This is a genomic window from Natrinema sp. LJW11 (assembly GCF_056135975.1).
Genome location: NZ_JBWBDM010000001.1, coordinates 511,364 through 531,961, shown reverse-complemented (window position 1 = coordinate 531,961; position 20,598 = coordinate 511,364). Strand labels below are relative to the sequence as shown.

The 20,598-nt window shown below is 66.0% G+C and carries 24 protein-coding genes and 1 pseudogene; 20 read left to right on the top strand and 5 right to left on the bottom strand.

Features of this window, described 5'->3' with window-relative positions; translation table 11 throughout:
* Positions 1-31: 31 nt before the first annotated feature.
* The gene (locus AC0QDI_RS02580; protein WP_474664955.1) at positions 32-1,585 is read right to left on the bottom strand and encodes a glutamate-cysteine ligase family protein; all 1,554 of its coding nucleotides are present in this window, start codon (positions 1,583-1,585) and stop codon (positions 32-34) included.
* Between the two features lie 103 nt (positions 1,586-1,688).
* Here AC0QDI_RS02580 and ligA point away from each other — a divergent pair, with 103 nt between their 5' ends.
* The 11 genes and pseudogenes from ligA to AC0QDI_RS02525 all read left to right on the top strand — a co-directional run bounded on the left by ligA (position 1,689) and on the right by AC0QDI_RS02525 (position 9,813).
* The gene (gene ligA, locus AC0QDI_RS02575; protein WP_474664953.1) at positions 1,689-3,470 is read left to right on the top strand and encodes an ATP-dependent DNA ligase LigA; all 1,782 of its coding nucleotides are present in this window, start codon (positions 1,689-1,691) and stop codon (positions 3,468-3,470) included.
* Positions 3,471-3,606: 136 nt separating this feature from the next.
* Complete coding sequence (locus AC0QDI_RS02570; RefSeq protein ID WP_474664951.1) at positions 3,607-4,386, top strand: SDR family NAD(P)-dependent oxidoreductase; 780 nt, start codon at positions 3,607-3,609, stop codon at positions 4,384-4,386.
* 6 nt (positions 4,387-4,392) lie between these two features.
* A pseudogene (locus tag AC0QDI_RS02565) lies at positions 4,393-4,560 on the top strand (ATP dependent DNA ligase); the annotation flags it as partial.
* A gap of 76 nt (positions 4,561-4,636) precedes the next feature.
* Positions 4,637-4,810: a hypothetical protein gene (locus AC0QDI_RS02560; protein ID WP_474664949.1), complete on the top strand. Its 174-nt coding sequence runs from the start codon at positions 4,637-4,639 to the stop codon at positions 4,808-4,810.
* A gap of 137 nt (positions 4,811-4,947) precedes the next feature.
* The gene (gene hisC, locus AC0QDI_RS02555) at positions 4,948-6,102 is read left to right on the top strand and encodes a histidinol-phosphate transaminase (protein WP_474664947.1); all 1,155 of its coding nucleotides are present in this window, start codon (positions 4,948-4,950) and stop codon (positions 6,100-6,102) included.
* Positions 6,099-6,653, top strand: coding sequence for an adenylate kinase family protein (locus tag AC0QDI_RS02550; protein WP_474664945.1), 555 nt, complete (start codon positions 6,099-6,101; stop codon positions 6,651-6,653). The genes hisC and AC0QDI_RS02550 overlap by 4 nt, the downstream gene beginning before the upstream one ends.
* The gene (locus AC0QDI_RS02545) at positions 6,650-7,267 is read left to right on the top strand and encodes a CDP-alcohol phosphatidyltransferase family protein (RefSeq protein WP_474664943.1); all 618 of its coding nucleotides are present in this window, start codon (positions 6,650-6,652) and stop codon (positions 7,265-7,267) included. Before AC0QDI_RS02550 ends, AC0QDI_RS02545 begins: the two co-directional genes overlap by 4 nt.
* Before the next feature lie 83 nt (positions 7,268-7,350).
* Positions 7,351-7,893: a multiprotein bridging factor aMBF1 gene (locus AC0QDI_RS02540; RefSeq protein ID WP_474664941.1), complete on the top strand. Its 543-nt coding sequence runs from the start codon at positions 7,351-7,353 to the stop codon at positions 7,891-7,893.
* A 76-nt stretch (positions 7,894-7,969) separates the two neighbouring features.
* The gene (tpiA, locus tag AC0QDI_RS02535) at positions 7,970-8,614 is read left to right on the top strand and encodes a triose-phosphate isomerase (RefSeq protein ID WP_474664940.1); all 645 of its coding nucleotides are present in this window, start codon (positions 7,970-7,972) and stop codon (positions 8,612-8,614) included.
* Between the two features lie 79 nt (positions 8,615-8,693).
* Positions 8,694-9,128 (top strand): DUF8159 domain-containing protein, encoded by a 435-nt coding sequence (locus AC0QDI_RS02530; RefSeq protein ID WP_474664938.1) that lies wholly within the window; start codon positions 8,694-8,696, stop codon positions 9,126-9,128.
* Positions 9,129-9,186: 58 nt separating this feature from the next.
* Positions 9,187-9,813, top strand: a complete 627-nt coding sequence (locus AC0QDI_RS02525) for a toll/interleukin-1 receptor domain-containing protein (protein WP_474664936.1) — start codon at positions 9,187-9,189, stop codon at positions 9,811-9,813.
* Here AC0QDI_RS02525 and AC0QDI_RS02520 read toward each other — a convergent pair.
* Positions 9,798-10,511 (bottom strand): J domain-containing protein, encoded by a 714-nt coding sequence (locus tag AC0QDI_RS02520; RefSeq protein ID WP_474664934.1) that lies wholly within the window; start codon positions 10,509-10,511, stop codon positions 9,798-9,800. The genes AC0QDI_RS02525 and AC0QDI_RS02520 overlap by 16 nt on opposite strands.
* Positions 10,512-10,860: 349 nt before the next feature.
* Here AC0QDI_RS02520 and AC0QDI_RS02515 point away from each other — a divergent pair, with 349 nt between their 5' ends.
* The 4 genes from AC0QDI_RS02515 (at position 10,861) to AC0QDI_RS02500 (ending at position 13,662) form a co-directional block, all read left to right on the top strand.
* The gene (locus AC0QDI_RS02515) at positions 10,861-11,286 is read left to right on the top strand and encodes a DUF3054 domain-containing protein (RefSeq protein WP_474664932.1); all 426 of its coding nucleotides are present in this window, start codon (positions 10,861-10,863) and stop codon (positions 11,284-11,286) included.
* 296 nt (positions 11,287-11,582) lie between these two features.
* Positions 11,583-11,795 carry a DUF8015 family protein gene (locus AC0QDI_RS02510; RefSeq protein WP_226041891.1) on the top strand — a complete coding sequence of 71 codons (213 nt, stop codon included), beginning with the start codon at positions 11,583-11,585 and terminating at the stop codon, positions 11,793-11,795.
* 84 nt (positions 11,796-11,879) lie between these two features.
* Positions 11,880-12,878 (top strand): ornithine cyclodeaminase family protein, encoded by a 999-nt coding sequence (locus AC0QDI_RS02505; RefSeq protein WP_474664930.1) that lies wholly within the window; start codon positions 11,880-11,882, stop codon positions 12,876-12,878.
* 124 nt (positions 12,879-13,002) lie between these two features.
* Positions 13,003-13,662: a hypothetical protein gene (locus AC0QDI_RS02500; protein WP_474664928.1), complete on the top strand. Its 660-nt coding sequence runs from the start codon at positions 13,003-13,005 to the stop codon at positions 13,660-13,662.
* A 140-nt stretch (positions 13,663-13,802) separates the two neighbouring features.
* On the opposite strand, the gene AC0QDI_RS02495 is transcribed toward AC0QDI_RS02500, so the two are convergent.
* Both AC0QDI_RS02495 and AC0QDI_RS02490 read right to left on the bottom strand, forming a co-directional pair.
* The gene (locus AC0QDI_RS02495) at positions 13,803-15,251 is read right to left on the bottom strand and encodes a zinc ribbon domain-containing protein (protein ID WP_474664926.1); all 1,449 of its coding nucleotides are present in this window, start codon (positions 15,249-15,251) and stop codon (positions 13,803-13,805) included.
* A complete protein-coding gene (locus tag AC0QDI_RS02490) occupies positions 15,248-16,426 on the bottom strand; it encodes a thiolase domain-containing protein (protein WP_474664924.1) in 1,179 nt (392 codons plus the stop codon). Before AC0QDI_RS02490 ends, AC0QDI_RS02495 begins: the two co-directional genes overlap by 4 nt.
* Before the next feature lie 149 nt (positions 16,427-16,575).
* Between AC0QDI_RS02490 and AC0QDI_RS02485 the strand changes: the two genes are divergently transcribed.
* Entirely contained in the window at positions 16,576-17,577 is a 1,002-nt protein-coding gene (locus tag AC0QDI_RS02485; protein ID WP_474664922.1) for a DHH family phosphoesterase, read from the top strand.
* A 201-nt stretch (positions 17,578-17,778) separates the two neighbouring features.
* On the opposite strand, the gene AC0QDI_RS02480 is transcribed toward AC0QDI_RS02485, so the two are convergent.
* Entirely contained in the window at positions 17,779-18,243 is a 465-nt protein-coding gene (locus AC0QDI_RS02480; protein WP_474664920.1) for an Hsp20/alpha crystallin family protein, read from the bottom strand.
* A 150-nt stretch (positions 18,244-18,393) separates the two neighbouring features.
* On the opposite strand from AC0QDI_RS02480, the gene AC0QDI_RS02475 reads away from it, so the two are divergent.
* The 4 genes from AC0QDI_RS02475 (at position 18,394) to AC0QDI_RS02460 (ending at position 20,574) form a co-directional block, all read left to right on the top strand.
* Positions 18,394-19,071: a type 1 glutamine amidotransferase domain-containing protein gene (locus tag AC0QDI_RS02475; RefSeq protein WP_474664918.1), complete on the top strand. Its 678-nt coding sequence runs from the start codon at positions 18,394-18,396 to the stop codon at positions 19,069-19,071.
* Between the two features lie 75 nt (positions 19,072-19,146).
* Positions 19,147-19,323 (top strand): hypothetical protein, encoded by a 177-nt coding sequence (locus AC0QDI_RS02470; RefSeq protein WP_474664916.1) that lies wholly within the window; start codon positions 19,147-19,149, stop codon positions 19,321-19,323.
* 94 nt (positions 19,324-19,417) lie between these two features.
* Entirely contained in the window at positions 19,418-20,227 is an 810-nt protein-coding gene (locus tag AC0QDI_RS02465) for a succinylglutamate desuccinylase/aspartoacylase family protein (RefSeq protein WP_474664914.1), read from the top strand.
* A complete protein-coding gene (locus tag AC0QDI_RS02460; protein WP_474664912.1) occupies positions 20,224-20,574 on the top strand; it encodes a hypothetical protein in 351 nt (116 codons plus the stop codon). Before AC0QDI_RS02465 ends, AC0QDI_RS02460 begins: the two co-directional genes overlap by 4 nt.
* Positions 20,575-20,598: the final 24 nt, after the last annotated feature.

Sequence of the window (20,598 nt, the reverse complement as noted above, 5' to 3'; positions counted from 1 at the left end):
CTTTTTCACACGCCACGCCGCGTTCGAGGCGTTAGTCGCCGATCCAGTCCGCGAAGCTCCCCTCGAGCAGCGTCTCGGACTGCCGAGCGACGTACCGCTGTTGCATTCCCTCGATGGCTTCGGCGAGGTCGGCACCGTCCTCGAGCGCCGCTTGCACCTGTTCGCGCTTCCAGCTGGCCGGCGTCACCCGCTGGCGGACGCGGCGCCGGAGCGGGTAGAGGTACTTCGCGGCCTCCTCCTCGCTCAGCCCGCGGTTGGTCAGTCCGTCCTCGGCGTGGGCCAGCAGGTCCTCGTAGAGCGCGAGGCAGTCGGTGGTCTCCTTGCCGTCGTTGGTGATCCAGTTCAGGTCGGCCGAGAGGCCGTCGACCATCGCGGCGTAGAAGTTCTCGCGGGCGAGTTGCCAGTCGAGTTCGACGACGGGGTGCTCGAGGCGGGTCAGGCTCTCCATCAGCCCGGCGAAGGCTGCGAGGAAGGAAACCGAATCGCGGACCGTGGGCTGGGCGGGGATCGGCCGGAACTCGATGCGAGCGTTGGCGGCCGAGCGCGTCGGCCCGCCGAAAACCGGCCGGATCCACCGCCAGTAGGTGCCGTGTTTGCGGCTGAAGTGGGGGAACTGGTCGTCGAAGCGTTCGCCCGCCTCGACCGGCATGGGGACGATCGTATCGTCGGCGGCGATCCGCTCGATCGCTTCGTCGACGTCCGCGAGGTCGCGCGGGAAGCGGACTTTTCCCTCCCCCGTGGTGGGATCGTTGAGGACGGTCTCGAAGACGCTGATCCGGTGTTCCATCCAGGCATCTCGAAGGATTTCGTCGGCGGTCGCGTCCTCGTCGTACAGATCGGCGGGGAAGAACGGGGAGTTGACGCCGAGCGCGAGTAGCGGTCCCGCGACCCGGAGAGCGTAGTTGAAGTAGTCGGGGAGGTCGGGAGCGTGCGAAACCTGATAGTGGGGCTGGATCGACGTGATGAGGCTCTCTGGCATGACGGTATCGTCCTGCAGCGAGACGTGCGGCGCGTCGATGCACATCCCCGCGGAGTCGGCCTGGGCCGTGTTAGCCATCGCGTGGTAGCGGGCCGAATCGCTCATGTTCGTCGCGATGCGGACGGTGCGTTCCGTCCCGTCCGGCGCGGTCGTCGTGCGTTCGACGCTGTCGGTGAGATAGGTGCTCGCCGCCTCGCCCTCCGGCGGGATCGTCCAGAGCGCGTCGCTCACCAGCCGCATCCGCTCGGACTGGGTCACGTCCAGCGCCGTCCGTAATCTGGACTTTACCTCCGACTCCTGGGCCCGCAGTCCGTGGGCGTTCAGCGGCTGCGGACTCGTCGTCATCTCGGCGTTGTGGAGTCCGAGCTCCTTCTCGAAGCCGATCAGCTCGAGCAGTCGGCGCGGGACTCGCCGCAGCGTACAGTCGTCGGCCTTGACGGCGTAGAACTCGTACTCGAGGCCGACGATCGCCTGCGGGTTGTCGAACACCCCCTCCTCGACGGCGTCTTTGATCACCTCGGCGTCCGACTCGGCCCGCTCCCGGAAGTCGTCGGGATCGACCCGGAGGACGTCAGCGACCCGCGCGGCGAGTTCCTCCTCTGGCATACCACGGGGTCCGCGCGCAAACGCCTTGAAAGCACGTTTCTCGAGTCGCGGTTCCGGCTCGGTCTCAGAACCGTTTTACCCCCCGCAGCGGTACAGACGGCCGATGGAGTTCGCCACGTTCGCCGACCGCGCCGGGACGATCGACGCCGAACCCGCCGACCTCGAGATCGTGGCTCACGTTCGGGAGCTGCTCGCCGAAGCGGGAGACGAGAGCGAGAAACGACGTTCCGCGGACGATGCGGTGGAACCGCGGACCCTCGAGATCGTCGCGCGTTTCGCACAGGGACGAGTGTTTCCGGCCTGGGACTCGACGACGCTCGATATCGGACCGAGCGCGTGTTACGAGGCGATCGCTCGCGCAGCGGGGACGAACGTGAGCAGCGACGACGTCGAGGACCGCCTCGCGGAGATCGGCGAAATCGGCGACGTGGCGGCGAGTTACGAGTTCGGCGGCCAGCAGGGACTTGGTGCGTTCACCGGCGGTGGCGCTGACGACTCTAGTGGCGATGGTAGCGGTGACCTCACCGTTCGCGAGGTCTACGACACCCTCGAGGCCCTCGCCGATACCGAAGGCGCGGGCAGTCAGGACCGCAAGGTCGACTTGCTCTTCGGGCTGTTCAACCGCTGCTCGAGCGAGGAGGCGCGCTACCTCGCCCGGATCGTGCTCTCGGAGATGCGCATCGGCGTCGGCGAGGGGACGGTTCGAGATTCGATCGCTGAGGCCTTCGACGTCCCCGAAGATCGGGTCGAACGCGCGCTGCAAGTCTCGAACGATTACGGGCAGGTCGCCCGGATCGCGCGGGACGAGGGGGTCGAGGGGCTCGACGCTCTGGACCTCGCGGTCGGCCGGCCGGTCCAGGCGATGCTCGCCCAGGCGGGGACGGTGACCGACGCGCTCGAGGAGTGGGAGGAGGTCGGAGTCGAGTGGAAGTACGACGGGGCCAGGATTCAGTTGCACCACGATCCCGTCGGCGCCGATCGGGACGGGAAGGCGGAGACGCGCGTCTTCTCGCGGAACATGGAAGACGTCACCGACGCGCTCCCCGAAGTGGTCGAGTTCGCCGAGGAGACGCTCGAGGAGCCCACGATCCTCGACGGGGAGGTCGTCGCGATCGACGAGGACGGCTCGCCGCTGCCGTTTCAGGAGGTGCTCAAACGCTTTCGACGGAAACACGACGTCGCGAAGGCCCGCGAAGACGTGACGGTCCGGCCGGTCTTCTTCGACTGTCTGCACGCCGACGGGGAGGACTTGCTCGCAGAGCCGCTGACGACGCGCCACGATCGGCTCCGATCGGTGCTGGTGGACGCCGATTCCGACCCCGAATCCGTAGCCGACGAGGATATCGAGGGCCTCTCGCTGCTCTGGCGCACCGACGACCCCGATGAGATCGAGTCGATCGACGCCGACGCCCTCGAGGCCGGCCACGAGGGGATCATGCTCAAAGATCCCGACTCGACGTACTCGCCGGGCCGGCGCGGGAAACACTGGCGCAAACGCAAACCGGACGTGGAGACGCTGGACTGCGTGGTGACCGGTGCGGAGTGGGGAGAGGGGCGGCGCGCGACCTTCCTCGGGACCTTCGAACTCTCGGTACGGGCCGAAGATGACCTCGAGACGGTCGGCAAGGTCGCGACCGGGATCACCGACGAGAAACTCGCGGAGCTGACGGAGCTGCTCGAGCCGCACATCGCGGCCGAAGAGGGCCAGGAGGTAGAGCTCGAGCCGGCGGTCGTCTTCGAGGTCGGCTACGAGGAGATCCAGTCCTCGCCGACGTACTCGTCGGGGTACGCACTGCGGTTCCCGCGGTTTCAGGGCGTGCGTCACGACAAGGATCCGGACGACGCGGACTCGCTCGAGCGACTGGAGCGACTACGCGGCCACTGAACGACGGGGACGAGTCGCTCGATTCGTTCCCCGAACGGAGCGTAGAACTCGTCTCGAGTGTCATCCACACGAACTACCGTTATATTCGCCCGTTATCAAAATAATTAAGGATATTTGCATGGGGATCGATTATACCATGGCCAGTAAACCGGATACGCGAACGGTTATCGTAACGGGCTCGACGAGAGGATTAGGACGGAGTATCGCGGAGCGATTCGTGGAAAACGGCGATAACGTCGTTATTTGTTCGCGATCGCTCGACGACTGTGAACGGGTCGTCGACGAATTCGACGAGAAAGCGGGCACCGCTCACGCGGTCGAAGTCGACGTGAGCGAGAAATCGTCCGTCGAAAACTTGATCGATGAAACGGTCGACCGGTTCGGTCGTCTCGACGTTCTGGTAAACAACGCGGGTATCAACATCCGCGGTCCTGCAGAGGAGATGACACCCGAAGAGTGGCAACAGGTCGTCGACGTGAACTTGACGGGCGTCTTCTTCTGTGCACAGGCGGCCGGAGCCCGGATGATCGAACAGGGCGACGGCGGTGAGATCGTTAGCATCTCGAGTATGATGGGGAGTATGGGCCAACAGGATCGAACGCCGTACAATACGACGAAGGGAGGCGTCAACAATCTCACCCGGTGTCTCGCCGTCGAGTGGGCGGAACACGATATCCACGTGAATGCGCTCGCACCGGGGTACATCATGACGGAGATGGTCGAACAGGCACAAGACGAGACGGGGTTCGACGAACAGGACGTCAGAGATCGGACGCCGCTCGATCGGTTCGGAAGGCCGGACGAAGTCGCGAACTGCGTCGAGTTCCTCGCTTCGGGAGACAACTTCGTCACCGGCGAAGTGCTCACTGCCGATGGCGGCTGGACGGCGTTCGGTTGGGGTTGTAAAGATGATTGATCGGCACTCGAGCCGGCGGTCGTCTTCGAGGTCGGCTACGAGGAGATCCAGTCCTCGCCGACCTACTCGTCGGGGTACGCGCTACGATTCCCGCGGTTCGTCGGGGTTCGGTCCGACAAAGATCCGGAGGATGCGGATTCGCTCGAGCGCCTCGAGCGGTTGCAGGGACGGTGATCGTGGCTTGCGGAGTCTACCTGTCGGCGATAATTAAATATAAACTAATATATCGGACGGGTAATTATTTCTGTGTATGTCCTCCGCGTTCGACAGTCCGGCGATCCGCTACGGTATGGGCCTCAGCAGTGCCGCGGTACTGACGGTCGTCGCCTTCGCCTTCCTCGACGGAACGATGCGATGGCTCGTGCTCGGTCTCGCAGTTCTCGAGATCACGGTCGTCCCGCAAATACTGAAACGAGCGAGCTAACGCGGCCACGGCTCGAGGCGATCGGGTGAGTGAATCGGTGTCGGACGGAAACAAGCGCGATAGTTCGTGAACTGTCAGTCGCTCCCGACTGACCACATGTAAGCACCCTTAAGAGCCACGGGAAACAGGATTCCCGTATGCAACCGCGCGACCTGTCCGATCACGTCGCATACGAGGCGGGTCGAGGCATCGAGGAGGTCGCCCGCGAACTCGGGCGCGCCCCCTCCGAATTCGTCAAACTCGCCTCGAACGAGAACCCGCACGGCCCCTCGCCGGCCGCCGCCGTGGCCATTCGCGAGACGGCCTCGAGCGTGAGTTCCTACCCGAAAGCCGCCCACGCCGACCTCACGAGCGCCGTCGCCGACCGCTGGAGCATCGACGACGGGCAAGTCTGGCTGGCAAACGGCGGCGACGGGGCCATCGACTACCTCCACCGAGCGACCCTCGAGCCGGGGGACGACGTCCTCGTCCCGACGCCGGGATTCGCGTATTACGGCATGAGCGCCCGGTTCCACCACGGCGACGTCTCCGAGTACGAACTCTCGAGGGTCGACGACTTCGAGCAGGACGCCGACGAGGTCCTCGAGAGCTACGACGGCGAACGAATCGTCTGGCTCACCAGCCCGCACAACCCCACCGGCTCGACGATGCCGCTCGAGGAAGTCGAACGGCTCGCCGACGAAACCGACGAGAAGACGCTAATCGCGGTCGACGAGGCCTACGGCGAATTCGCCGACCGGGACAGCGCCATCGCGCTGCTGGAGGGCCGCGACGGGTTCGACGCCCGCGACGACGTCGCGATCCTGCGAACGTTCTCGAAGGCCTACGGGCTGGCCGGGATTCGACTCGGCTACGCCATCGTGCCCGAGGAATGGGCCGACGCCTACGCTCGCGTGAACACCCCCTTCGCGGCGAGCGAACTCGCCTGCCGGGCCGGTATCGCCGCCGTCGACGACGACGAACACGTCGAGCGAACCGTCGAGACCGCTCGCGAGTCTCGCGCGTACATGCGCGAGCACATCGACGCCCGCGTCTGGGAGAGCGAGGGCAACTTCGTCCTCGTCGACGTCGGCGACGCCTCGGCCGTCGCCGAGGAAATGCAACAGCGGGGCGTCATCGTCCGCGACTGCTCGAGTTTCGGCCTCCCGGGCTGTCTCCGCATCACCTGCGGTACCGAGAAGGAGACCGAGCGGGCGGTCGCGACGCTCAACGACGTCCTCGCTGATCTCGGACTCGAGACGGACCCGACGGACGAGGCCGACGATCCGGACGCGGAGGTGGCCGACCGATGAGAATCGCCGTCACCGGCACCCCCGGAACCGGGAAGACGACCGCGACGGAACTGCTCGAGTCCCGTCTGGCCGACGCGGTGACGGACGCTCACGACGCGTCGACGCCGGCTCTCGAGGTGATCCACCTCAACCGAGTGCTCGAGGAGGAGGGACTCTACACCGAGATCGACGCCGACCGCGAGAGCAAGGTGGCCGATCTCGACGCATTGGGCGAGCACGTCGCGGGCCGCGACGATGTCGTGATCGAATCGCACCTCTCCCATCACGTCGACGCCGATCGAGTCGCCGTTCTGCGGTGTCATCCGGAGACGCTCGAGGAGCGGTTGCTCGAGCGGGGCGAAACCGAGGCGAAAGCCCGCGAGAACGCAGAGAGCGAGGCGCTGGACGTCATTCTATCCGAAGCGGTCGAGGAACACGGCCTCGAGTCCGTCTACGAAATCGACACGACCGAGCGCGAGCCGGCCGGCGTCGCGGACGAACTCGAAGCGGTCGCGGCGGGCGAGCGCGAACCGAGCGCCGGCGAGGTCGACTACGTGGGGTACCTGACATGACGCTCGACAAGTTCCGTCCGTACGTCTCCCGATTCCTCGAGCCGTTCGTCAAGGGCTTTGACCGCGTCGGAATGACGCCCAACGGCGTGAGCGTGGTCGCGTTCGGGATGGCGATTCTAGCCGCGGTGGCGTTCGCGCTCGGCGGACTCGAGGATCCGGTCTGGTACGCCGTCGCGGCGACGCTGGTCTTTCTGAACGGCTGGTTGGATATCGTCGACGGCGCGCTCGCGCGCGAACAGGAGGTCGCCTCGGCCGGCGGTGACCTGCTGGATCACGTCCTCGATCGGTACGCGGACATCGTCGTCATCGCCGGGCTGGCCGCGGGGCTCGAGGACTACCTGCTCGGTTTCGCGGCCGTCACGGGAGTCGTCATGACCTCCTATCTCGGAACGCAGGCTCAGGCCGTCGGCCTCGACCGAGTGTACGGCGGGCTCGTCGGCCGGGCCGACCGGCTGGCGATCATCGGCGTCGCCGGCTTCCTCGCCTATCCGCTCTCGGGACCGATCGTCGGCGATTTCACACTCGTCGGCTTGCTGCTGGTCTTCCTCGCGGTCGTCGGCCACCTGACGGCACTGCAGCGATTTTACTACTCGTGGATCGCCCTCGAGCGATAGTCGTTTCAACCGGCTGAACGGGGCGTTTGACTGATTGATGGCGCGTCGCATCCTTTATCCCTCATCGGAATATAGAGACGGACATGGTTCAGTGCGAGATGTGTGGGGCCGAGACGTCGTCCCCGAAAACCATCAAAGTCGAGGGCGCGAAGCTAGACGTGTGTTCGGACTGCACGGACTTCGGCACTGAAGTCAAACAGACCTCGAGTTCGGGGTCGTCGACGAAGTACTCGACCGACTCGAGTTCGTCCTCGTCGAGCGGTGGCCAGTCCACCGGTTCGAGCGCGGGTTCAGCGAGTTCGGGCGGCTCGAGTCAGCGCCGGTCGGACATGTTCGACGACATGGACGAACTAGCGACCGATTACGACGAGCGGGTGCGCAACGCTCGCGAGAACAACGGACTGAGCCAGTCCGATCTCGCGAACGAACTCAACGAGAAGGCCAGCCTGATTCGCAAGATCGAGCGCGGCGACACCCTCCCGAGCGATCGCGTCCAGACGAAACTCGAGAACTTCCTCGAGATCGATCTGAACGCCGAGGGGAGTTCCGGCGAGGACTCGGAGTGGTCCGGCGGCTCCTCGACGGGAAGTTACACGCTGGGCGACGTCGTCAAGCGCAAGGATTGAATCAAATCCTCGCTCCCGCTCTCGATGGCGTCGCGGACTCGCAAGCTATTTCCTTCGGGCGGGTGGGGTTGCCGATATGTTCGTCCTCGTTAACCTGAAGACGTATCCGTGCGATCCGATCGCCGTCGCGGAAGCCGTCCGCGACGTCGACGAGACCACTGACGCCCGCCTGGCGGTCGCGCCGCAGGCGGCCCACCTCGAGCGGGTCGCTGAAACGGGCGCGGAGACGTGGGCCCAACACGTCGACTCGATCGAACACGGGAGCAATACCGGGCAGACGCTCGCCGAGACCGTCGCCGACGCGGGCGCGGTCGGGACGCTGCTCAACCACTCCGAACGGCGACTGAAACTGGCCGATATCGACGGTGCCGTCCGGGCCGCCGAGCGAGCGAACCTCGAGACGATCGTCTGCGCGAACAATCCGGCCCAGATCGGCGCTGCCGCCGCGTTGGGGCCCGACGCGGTCGCCGTCGAACCGCCCGCACTCATCGGAACCGGCACGCCGGTCAGCCAGGCCGATCCGGACGTCGTCGAGGACGCCGTCGACGCCGCCGCGAACGTCGACTCCGACGTCTCGGTCCTCTGTGGCGCGGGCATCAGTACGGGCGAGGACGTCGTCTCGGCGGGCGATCTCGGTGCCGGGGGCGTCCTCCTGGCCAGCGGCGTCGCGAAGGCCGACGACCCGAAAGCGGCCCTCGAGGACCTCGTTGCGCCGCTGTGAACCAGGTCGCGAACTCGAGACGGATCTGCGAACGCACGTCGCCGACCGACTTTTCTCCCCGTCCGTCGTAGAGGGGGGTATGACCGACGACGGGCCCGAATCCGTGGCTACTTCGGCGGCCGGGGAGCGACCCGTGGCCGTCGCGCTCGAGAACCGGTTGATGAGCCACGGGATCTACGTCACGTCGTTCGCGTGGATGGAACCAGCCGATCCCCCCGTCGCCGACGGAACCGGGATCGAACTCGAGTACGAAACCGTATCCGAATCGCCCGCGATCACGAGAGACGAGGTCGGCGCGGTAGTGCGGGCGCTGCTGGCGATCGGCGACGAACGAGAGTGGACGCCGGGACGCCTCGAGGTGACGTCGCTGACGACCGACGGGGAGACCCGCGGTTGGTGGTACGTCGAACGCGAGTGGTTCGAGCGCCTCGGTTCGGATCTCTCGCAACTCGAGTTTTCCCGGCGCGCGCTGAACACCATCAAAAATTACCAAAGCGAACACGATAGCCGTTAAATACGTCGCAGAGGTAGATTAATAACGGTTCACGCGCCTTCTTGTCGTAGACGATTTAATGACCGGAGAACAGGTGTACGTTTCGCACGCGCCAGGTGATCTCGAGCTCGTCCAGGACCTGTTCTCGACGGTCAAGAACTTCCCGTTCGGCGTCCACCTCGCGCTCGAGGAGGTCGAGTCCGGTCGATCGCGAAAGCGGCTCGAGGGGCGTCTCGCCAACAGCGACGTCGTCGTCGCGGTGCTGACCGAGGACGCAACCGATACCACGTGGATCGATCAGGAAATCGGCTACGCGGTGGCCAAAGGGATCCCCGTCGTGCCGCTTCGTGACGAGGGAGTCAGCCGCCGCGGATACGTCGGCGACGTCGACGGACTGACGATCGATCGGGGGGATCTCTCGGTGACGATCTTCAATTTGCTCTCTCGACTCCGGAGCGAGCTCGCACCGTTGGGGGCGCTATCGGTACCGAACTGGTACATCCGATTCCCGTGTACGGTCCCCGACTGCGGCCACCCGGTCACGCTCGAACTCGAGCAGGGACAGACGAAGCTCTGGAAACTCCACAGCCACGGAAAACACCTGACGACGTCGTGTGCGGTCTGTGAGTCGACCTACTACTTCAACCCGGCGACGATCGGATTCCTGGGCCGCGAGGACGGAATCGAGCGTCAATCGTCGTCCTGAAGCCGCTCGTAAGCGTCGGTGACGAGCCCGAAGGCGGACCGGCTCCCGCTCGGGCGGTCGGGATGGGCGCGTTTGACCTGCTCGTGATACGCTTTGCGGAGGGTCTCGTCGCTCGCGCCGGCGTCCACGCCGAGAACCTCGCGAGCCCTCGTCTTTCGCATCTCGACGGCCGCGACGATGCCCCGCTCCTCGGCGTCGGACTTGCAGTCGACACACAACCGTTCCGTGCGCTCGTCGATCGTGGTAACGCGAAAGAGTTCCTCGGAGGCCTGCTCGCGACACTGACTACAGCGTCGTCGGTCCCCGTCCGAACTCGATTCGGTGGAACGCTCGGAGTCGGTCACGGCTGTGGTTCCGCCCGTGGTACCATCGGCAGTGCCGTCAGTATCGGACCCGTCGCTACCGCCGCGATTTGGAGCCTGCGCGACACACGACGGGCAGCAGGTCACCACGGTTCCGTCGTCGAGCACCACGTCCTCGAGTTGGGCCAGAAGGAACGTGCCGGTACAGCCGTCGCACGCGTCCCGACGCTGGTCGAGCGAACCGCCTTCTTCGGCGACCGCTTTGGCGTGTGGCTCACAGTGCTGACAGCAGACGACCCGTTCGCCGTCCGGCATCGTCACTGTCGTCAGTTCTTCGAGCGGAGCCGTTCGACCGCAGCCATCACAGCCGGCCGGTTCGTCGCCGACGACAGCCATCACGCCATCCGTTCGTGTTCGTCCTTTATTAGTTCTTCTGCTGACAGTCACGATCGGCGTCGGTTCGCGGCGTCGTCTCGGCCGAACGCCCGTCTGAATCGGTCCCTGTAGCAACTGATTACTCGCGAAACTCCCCTCGGGCCGTCCGACGACCGACCCTGAACGGAAGCGATAACAAAGTGGCCATCCGCCGACCGCTAGACTGTGCGAGGTTCCCCTCGCACGGAGACGCTCCGTCCGTTGGACGGTACTCGGCGGCTCGCCGTCGCCGGGTTCCTCCGCTCCTGTCAGGTCCGTTCGCCCCGATCGGAATCGGGAAACCGATATGACTCCGACGACGAGTACCGATATGGACACGGCAGTTCAGACCGACTCCCGAGACGGATCGATCGACCGCGAACGGGTCGGTATCGGCGTCGTCGACCTGGGTATCGTCGTCGGCCTCGTTCTCTTCGGGAACGTCGAGCACGGCGGCAACCCGATCGCCGAACCGCTCGCATCGCTCGAGACGGTCGCCCCGTTCGTGATCGGCTGGATCGTCGTTGCAGCGCTCGCGGGAGTGTACACGCGCGACAATCTCATCGGGACCGACGGCGTTCGTCTGACGGCGATCGCGTGGATCGCGGCGGCGAACGTCGGGCTCGTGCTTCGCGGGTCGCCGCTGTTCGAGGGCGGCACGACCTGGCCGTTTCCGCTCGTCATCACCGGCACCGTGCTCGTCGCCCTGCTCGGTTGGCGACTCGGATACGCCCTACTCACCTCACGGTCACGATAAGTCACGCCATTTTCATTTGGTTTCGCCGAAACGGTCCGACGTGGAGTAGTCGAATATTCATCATTGAATCCCGATACTGGTCGATATTCCCGTATTGACGGCGTACGTAGTGAGTTTCGATAGAACATATACCATACATAACTGGGAAGAGACGCACTCGAGTGAAAATACGCGATTTATAACCAACTGATAAGTTATGAAGATACAACCCTGTGGATATCGATTAGGGATGGGTCCACCACGAGCCGATTATGGGAAACACTTATATGGATATTCCCCATACTATAGGATACATTATGACTGGATATTACGACATTGTTCTCGGCCTCATCCCAGTCGCACTGCTCGGTATCACCGCAGCCCTGACCGTCGTGGGGATCTCGTTGACTGCGGCGGTGCCGATCGGTTCGCTCGTCGCGATGACGATCATCGGGCACGCGATGTTCGTCAACACGCCGGCCGAGGTCGCCGACGAGCCCCGGTCTGCGCGTCCCCCGCACGCGGACTAACGAATTCCTGCCGTCTTCCGTCTCTCGTTTTCCTCTATACCCGCTTCCGGTTCCTTTTCGTCGCTTCGCTCCCTCGTATCGATCATGACAGAGACCCTGTTTCTACCCAGCGACGCCGTCGAAGACCTCGCGACGCCAACCGAATACGTCGACGCCGTTCGTGACGGCTATCGACAGCGCGGAAACGGCGCACCGGCACAGCCGCGATCGAAGTTCTTCCGCGCCGACCCAGACGGGATGTTCACGAGTTACGCCGCCATCCTTCCGGAGACGGGAGCGATGGGTGGATACATGTACAGCGCGGGGTTCGGTGCCACCGACGCCTGGTTCATGACGCCGCTATTCGACGCCGACAGCGGTGCGCCCCTCGCCCTGCTCGACGGCGCCAGCATGAATCCGTTCAAGACCGGCGCGGCCGGTGCCGTCGCCGTCGACGAACTCGCTCGCGCGGACGCCGAGACGCTCGCGGTCATCGGCAGCGGTGCCCAGGCGCGCGGACAGCTCCGCGCGACCGCCACGGTTCGCGACTTCGCCGAGGTCCGCATCTATTCGCCGACGCCCGAAAACCGCGAGGCCTTCGCGGCCGATTTCGACGACGACCTCGAGGCCTCGGTCGATCCGGTCGCCTCGAGCGAGGCCGCGATAACCGGCGCGGACGTGGTCATCACGGCGACGCGGGCCAGCGAGCCGGTCTTCGACGGCGACGACCTCGAGTCCGGTACGCACGTCACCGCGATGGGCCAGTACTCGCCGGACAAGCGCGAACTGGACGCGACGACGATCGAGCGGGCGACGTACGTCCCGGATCTCCGCGAGCGGGCGACGTTCGACGCCGGGTCGTTCATACAGGCGCTCGAGGAGGGAGCCGTTACGGAGGATCACATCCACGCGGAGTTGGGCGAGATCGTCGCCGGGAACGCACCCGGCCGGCAAAGCGACGACGAGATCACGGTCTTCGATAGCGGCGGAACGGGCATCGAGACGGTCGCGGCGGCGTACCTACTTTACGAGCGCGCGCGGGAGGAGGGACTCGGGACCGAAATCGAGTTCTCGCCGGCGAGCGAGGCCTTGACGGGGAACTGAGCGCTCGAGAGGCGACCGAGACGGTCGGTGTGGGCCGGCGCGGAAAGGAAGCGGTTCGACCGGTTACTCAAATCGTTGTTTAAGCTTGTGTGACATTTACTGCACCTCGCCGAGTTGGGCGTAAATGATGCGACGACGATCGTACATGACAGGGTTCGGCGGTGCCATCGCGGTCGGCCTCGCCCACGCCGTACCGTTCGGTGGTAGCGACTCGAACGATGCAACGGACCAGCGAAACGAGTCCGGCGATTCGGAACCGTCCTCGGGAATCACGCGACCGACGCCGTCCCCCGCGTGTCTGCACAACCCGTCGTTCGAGGAGTACCTCGACGGATGGACCGTCGGCACGGATCTCCCGACGGTTCCCGGGGAACCGACCGATCTAGTCGACCATTCCGTCGCGGTCACCTCCGAACGGTCGGCGGACGGCGACCGCTCGATGGCGCTGTTCATCGACGGCGTCGCCGATGACGGGACGATCTGGGTCGAACAGCCGGTGAACATCACGTCCGCCGACGCGGTGACCGTCGACGTCTACAGCCAACAGGAGTCGTTCAATCGCATGTCACAGGTGGCCTTTTTCGCCGGAGCGAAGCCGCGCGACGGGCTCTCGGAGGGAGACTTCAACCGCGAGAAGGACATCGAAGACCACGCGGGTTGGAAGACGTACTCGTATTCGGTGAGCGATCTCGAGGGGATCGTGACGCTCGCCGTCGGCATGAATGTCGTCTGGGAGACCGGCGTTCGACGGTTCTTCGACGACGTTCGACTCGTCGCGGAGTAGACCCCGCACCGAGACGGGCAGCGAATTTTCACGGGGTATCGGCTGTCAGCTACAGCGATAGCCCTCATTCCCACCACGGACCGTCGACGGCCCGTCCGATCGAGTGAGAACCGCCTCGAGCCGTCTGTAGATCGAACTCGCTACTCGCCCGCGGGCCGGATCTTGAACCCGTACCGGGTGACGCCTTCCTGCGTGTAAATCCGGCGGATCGTCGTCTCGATTCGGTCGCCGACCGAGAAGTCCGCGGGATCGGCGTCGGTTCCCATCGCCGGGGCGCTGACGGTCTCGTCGCCGCTATCGGTTTCAAGCGCGACGATTGCGGCCGCGTAGTCGCCCGAACGGGCCTGCTGTTCGGCGAACTCCGGCGGCGCGCCGCCCTGAGAGATGGTCGTCACGGCCTCGATCGTTCCCTCGCCGGCGAGTTCGACCGGCTCGTACTCGGCGAGCGCACCGCAGTCGTCGCAGGCGCCTTCCGGCGGGAACGAGAGCGTCCCGCACTCCGAACAGCGGCCGGCCTCGAGCCGGTAGCGCTGGGGAAGCGAGCGCCGCCAGGAGGGGACGCTGACGTACGCGCCGCCGCCCGACGGCGGCCCCGTGGTCACGATGCCGCGCTGCCGGAGGTACTCGGCGTAGGTGAGCGGGTCGTCGCCCTCGAGTGCGGTCACGGTCGGCACGTCACCCTCGCTTCGTTGCGTCTCCGACGCAACGCTGACGACGAATGCATCCGCACCCGCCCCGCTACCGTGGGAAACCGAGAGGATAGATTCGTAGCCGTCCTCGAGCGCCCGTGCGAGCGATAGTGGCACGCTCGCGGCACCGAGGTCGCCCAGCTCGTGGACCGTGGCGGCCGCCTGAATCTCGTCGGTACCGACGCCGGCCGCGCCGGCCGCGCGGTAGGGAAGTTTGCCGTCGGGAGCCTGGATCGCGGCCGCTTCGGGATCGGGGTCGACCTCGAGGCCGTCGACGGCACCGCCGATGGTTTCGGTGAACGCCTGCCGGTCGTACTGGGTGATGCCCAGCCCCTGCGTCTCGTCTTCGCCGGTGTCCCGGAACCGGGTGCCGGGATACGGCGCGGAGTATTCGGCGCGATCGACGATCTCCGCGGGTCCCTCGCGCCCGAGGACGAACGCCGCGCTGCCGGCCCCGGCGGCGTGGTCGATCCCGTCGTCGGGGTCGCCCTGTGGCGCGTCGGCAGCGACGACGAGCGCGGTCGTCGCGTCGGCCTCGAGCGCGTCCATGCCGGCCCAGAGCGCGCGGGTGCCGGCGCGGGTGCTGCCGGTGAACACCTGTCCGGTCGCCGACTCGGAGCAGGCCAGCATCGCCCCGAGCCGGACGGTCAGGTCCTCCTCGGCCGCCGGCGGTCGCGAGGTCGCGACGCCCAGCCAGTCGATGTCGGCGGGATCGGTCGCCGCCGCCTCGAGCGCTCGCGTCGCCGCCTCGTAGGCCATCGTCAGGGCGTCCTCGTCGGCCGAGGGGACGGCCTTCTCGGTGACGCCGGCGGCGTGGAACTGGCCCCACGCTTCCTCGAAGGCCTCGGAACTGATGCGGAACCGGGGCGCGTACGCGCCGACGCCGGTGATCGCGCTCATGCGTCCACCTCCGATTCCTTCTCGAAGACGTGGATCACCGACGCACCGCCGCTGCCGCCGACGTTGTGGGTCAGTCCGCGGGCGGGGTTCTCGACCTGTCGCTCGCCCGCCTTCCCGGAGAGCTGTTTGTACGCCTCGACGACCTGTCCGGCACCCGTCGCACCGATGGGGTGGCCCTTGGACTTCAGTCCGCCGGAGGTGTTGACGGGGAGGTCGCCGCCGAGTTCGGTCGCGCCGGACTCGATGAGCTCTCCGGCCTCGCCTTTCTCACAGAACCCGAGATCCTCGTAGGCCAGCAGTTCCGCGATCGCGAAGCAGTCGTGGACCTCCGCGAAGTCGAGCTCGTCGGGCTCGACGCCGGCCATCTCGTAGGCCGATTCGGCCGCCCGCTGGCTCGCCGGCACGCCGGTGTACGTATCGCGCTGGAAGAGGCCGACGGTGTCGCTCCCGGCACCGACGCCGGCGACCCGGATCGGGTCGTCCGTGTAGTCGTCGACGACGTCCTCGCTGACGATCAGCGCACACGCCGCGCCGTCGGAAGTCGGACAGCAGTGATAGAGATTGAGCGGGTCCGCGACGACCGGGGCGGACTGGGCGTCCTCGAGCGAGCACTCGAATCCTAACTGGGCGTGGGGATTCTTCGCGCCGTTCGAGTGGTTCTTGACGGCGACCCGGGAGAGGTGTTCGCGCGTGGTCCCGTACCGTTCCATGTGGACGCTGGCCATCTGGGCGTAGACGCCGGAGAACGTGGTGCCGGAGAGGCGTTCCCACTCGGTCTCACCCGAGACGCCGAGCCAGTACTTCGTCGCGTCCGAGCTCATATCCGACATGATCTCGAAGCCGCCCGCGAGGACGACGTCCGCCATTCCCGATTTGACGGCCTGGACGGCCTGTCGCACCGCAAAGCCGCTGGCCGCGCAGGCGTTCTCGACGCGGGTACAGGGGACGCCGTCGAGGCCGACGTGTTCGGTTACCGCCGGTCCGGAGAGGCCGAGTTGGCGGCCGCCGACGCCGAGGTTACCGACGAACGCCTCGTCGACGTCGTCGGCCTCGAGTCCCTTCGGTACGCTGTCCGTCGCCGCATCGAACGCCGTCCGGAACAGTGATCGGTAGCTCTCCGACGGGAAAGCCCCGTAATCCGACTGCCCCGCACCGACGAGGTACGCGTCTCGCATACACGTGGTTCGGATGCCCGGTGTGAAATAACTGTACGCTTTGTAACGGTCGATCATCACGAACGTCCGTCCGCTTATCGAGCCGACGGCCTGTCGTACTCCGTGAGACTCGACGCGGGATTCAAGCGTCTCGTCACCGTAAATCCGGTATGTCACGCGCGGCCGAGCTCGTGTCCGTCCTCGAGGCGACGGACTCGCTGGCGATCGTCTGTCACGACAATCCGGATCCGGACTGTCTCGCCAGCGCGCTCGCGCTCGAAGCGATCGCCCGAGACCACGACGTCGAGGAAGTGACGATCGCCTACGGCGGCGAGATATCCCACCAGCAAAACCGCGCGTTCGTCAACCTCCTCGAGATCAGTCTCCGGCCGCTCTCGCGGACCGCTATCGGGGAGTACGACAGCCTGAGTTTCGTCGACCACACCAGGCCGGGGGCGAACACCGAAGTGCCGGCGGACGTCACTCCCGACGTCGTCGTCGATCACCACCCGGGCGAGTCGGCCGACGCCGCGTTCGAGGACGTTCGCGCCGAGTACGGCGCGACCGCGACCATCTTCATCGAGTATCTACAGGAACTCGAGGTCGACCTGACGACGCGGCTCGCCTCCGCGCTCCTCTTCGCGCTCCACCGCGAGCGGCTGGATTTCGTCCGCGAACCCACGCGACGCGAGTACGAGGCCGCGCTCGCCGTCTATCCCGACGCCGATCTCGAGATCCTCGAGCAGCTGTACGGCAGCGCGTTCTCTCCGGGGACGCTCGACGCGATCGGCCGGGCGATCGCCAGTCGAGAGCGGCGCGGCTCATCCCTCGTCGCGAGCGTCGGCAAGACCGGCGAAACCGACGCGCTTCCGCAGGCGGCGGACTACCTGCTCAACCTCGAGGGAGTGGACACCGTGTTGGTCTACGGCGTCGTCGGCGACGCGATCCGATTGAGCGGTCGCTCGATCGATCCGCGAGTTCACATGGGCGAGACGCTAGAAGAGGGCTTCGACGAACTCGGTGCGGTCGGCGGCCACCACGACATGGCCGGCGGCCGGATCGAACTCGGGCTCTTCGCGGACGAGGACGACGACGACGACGGCGCACTCCTCGAGTTCGTCGGCGGGCGGCTCACCCGTCGGTTCTTCGACGCCCTGAACCTCGACGATTGATGCCGAAGCCGACGAACGGTCCGCCCCGTCGATGGTCGCTCGACCGACACACGACTCGTCGATGACCGTTCGACCGACGCTAGACTCGTCGCCGGCTGTTCGACCGATGCGGAGCGCTTCAGACGGTCTGCTATCCCGATGTACCGGCGCACTCGCAGGACGGTTCGCGATTGTGCCGGTACATCGTCACAGCAAACCGTCTCAGTCGATGTCGATCGAGTGCGCCTCGTCGTCCGCCTCGCGCTTCGGCAGCCGCACCGTCAGGATGCCGTTGTTGACGCTGGCCTGCACCGCGTCGGCGTCGACCGGGTCGGGAAGCCGAATCTGCCGGCTGAACGATTCGGTCTTCCGTTCTCGACGGATGTAGTTCTCTTCGTCGCCGCCCGTCTCCTGACTATGTTCTCGCTGCCCGGAGACGGCCAGCGACTCGCCGGAGAGGCGCAACTCGAGGTCGTCGCTCTCGTAGCCGGGGACGTCGACGGTGACGACGAACTCGTCGCCCTCGTCGGCGAGGTCCAGACTCGTCGTCGAGCCGCCCGTCGAGAGGTCGAGCTTGCTCCGGTTGTCGACCTGCGTTTCCCACGAGCGCGCCGCCGTCTCGATCTGGCGGTTCAATCGGTCGAGCAGGTCGTCGATACCGTCGAACGGACGCGGTCGATCTGCCATGGTGTCACCTACCGAACGTAGACGACCGACGGCGAAAAAGGCCACCCTCGGTCGGAGTGACTGTCTCCCCGACCAACGTGTTTGCGGGGGATTGCGGCAGAACCGAGGGGTGGGCTGGTCGTTTTTACGCCGGCCGTCCTAGGAACGCATATGACGGACGCACTATTCGTCGTCAGCGAAGAAGGGTACTGGGGAGAGGAATGCGTCGAGCCCCTCGAGACGCTCACCGAGGCAGGCGTCGAGATCACGGTGGCGACGCCGTCGGGCGATCCGCCGGTCGTCGACGAGCGATCGCTCGATCCGGAACAGGTCGGCGAGGAGACCGCCGAGCACGTCCGCGAGGTCGCCGAGACCGACGAGCGACTGAACGATCCGATCCCGGTCGCACAGGCCGACGCCGAGGGGTACGACGCCGTCGTCTTCCCCGGCGGCCACGGCACCGAGTGGGACATCAACCAGGACAAACACGCCCGCGAACTCCTCCGGGACATCGTCGAGGGTGACGGCAAGGCGCTGGTCGTCTGCCACGCCGTCGGCATGCTCGGCTTCGCGCGCGACAGCCACGGCGCGTTCATCGTCAACGGTCGGGACGTGACCGGCTTCCCCAACGAGTGGGAGGAGGGCATCGTCGACGAGGCCGATCGCATGCCCGACGGCCGCAAGCTCCCCTACTGGGTCGAGGACGAAGTGAAAGAAGCGGGCGGAAACTGGGACGCCGAACTCGATGCCGACACGAGCGTCACCGTCGACGGCGACCTCGTCACCGCCCGCGGCCCCGGCTCCTCGAGCGCCGCGGCCGAGACCCTGCTCGAGGAACTGGACGTCTGATCGGCCCCACGACCCGCTCGATCCGCGGCCCGCTCGATCCGAGTCCGTTATACGCGCGCCATCCAAGGAGTACCTGTGGTTCCCGCTGAATCGAACACCGCTGCACGGACCGGGCCGGTACGGAGTCGCGGCTACCGCATCACCGTCGATAACGGACGGGAGTCGTTTTTCGCGCTCAGTATCGAACGCGTCGACAGCGAGGACGCGTGGCTCATGTCGGACACCGCCGTCGCGCTCGAAAGCGTTCGGTAAGCGACGCCCGCTCCGCGTCGACCTACAACCGAATTGACACTGTTCGCGTCACGAATGACAAGGGGCTTTAGCTCGTCCGTTCTTCTCCCGTCCAATGAGACGTCGGACGTATCTGGCCGGCGGCGCGAGCGTGCTCGCAGGAATTGCCGTGTCAGGATTTGTGAGTCGGCCGCCGAGCAACGAGCGCCTGCTCGAGGCGGCTCGCGAGCCGTCCGGTACCGGTGAAGGGAGGTCGAACACGGAGACGATCCTTTCGGGAACCGCCCACGAGACGTCGCTGTACGAGATCGACGCGCCGAACGACGGGCCGACCGCGATGGTCTTCGGCGGCGTCCACGGCGACGAACGGAGCGGGATCGAGGCCGCTCGCGAAATCTCCGACTGGCGTCCCGACGCGGGGACGCTCGTCGTCGTTCCCGAGACCAATCGCGTGGCCGTCGAAAACGACGAGCGCGGCGTCGACGGCGATCTGAATCGGCAGTTTCCGGCCGACCGTGAGCCCCGGAGCGAACTCGCAGCGGGCGTCTGGGACGCCGTCGAAGCTCACGAGCCGGACGTCGTGCTCGACCTCCATCGGTCCCTCGGAGTCTACGGCCTCCATCGGGAGTTCGTCGGGCAGGCGATCTTTCACTCCCCCGACGCCCACGGAGAGCGACTCGCCGACCGTCTCGACGAAGATGCCGTCCCGTGGTATTTGCCGTTCCACAAGTTCACGGCCGGTGAGACTTCCCTCACCGGGCCGTTGCTGTTCCAACACGCCGCGCGCGAACTCGGGGCGACCGCGTACCTCTTCGAGACCACCGAGTTCCTGCTCGATCACGCCACGATGGTCGACATGTCGCGACTGGCGGCCGCACACGTCCTCGAGCTACACGGCCTGCTCGAGGTCGGGGGTGGCGCATGACTGTCGGAAATCGAAGCCGGCCCACCGACGGTGAGCGCGACGGTCTATTGCCCGTGTCGCTCCGTCGGATCGCGACGAGTCCGGCGACGCTCGCCACGTTCGCGCTCCTGGTCGTCCCGTTCGGACTGGGCTGGCTCGAGACGCGGCTCTTCTCGCCGCTCGCACTGCCGGGCTACCTGATTTTTACCATCGGGACCGCGATCGGCAACGTCATCGCGCCGCGTCTCGATTTCTGGGTCTACTGGGTGCCGTTCCTCGGCGGTACCGCCGGCATCGCCGCCGTCGTCGGCTTCGGCTACGAGTGGTGGCGCGATCGGAAGGGTGGCGGCTCGAGCGGCCGGCTATAGGGACGATCTTTCGACCGCGGCCGA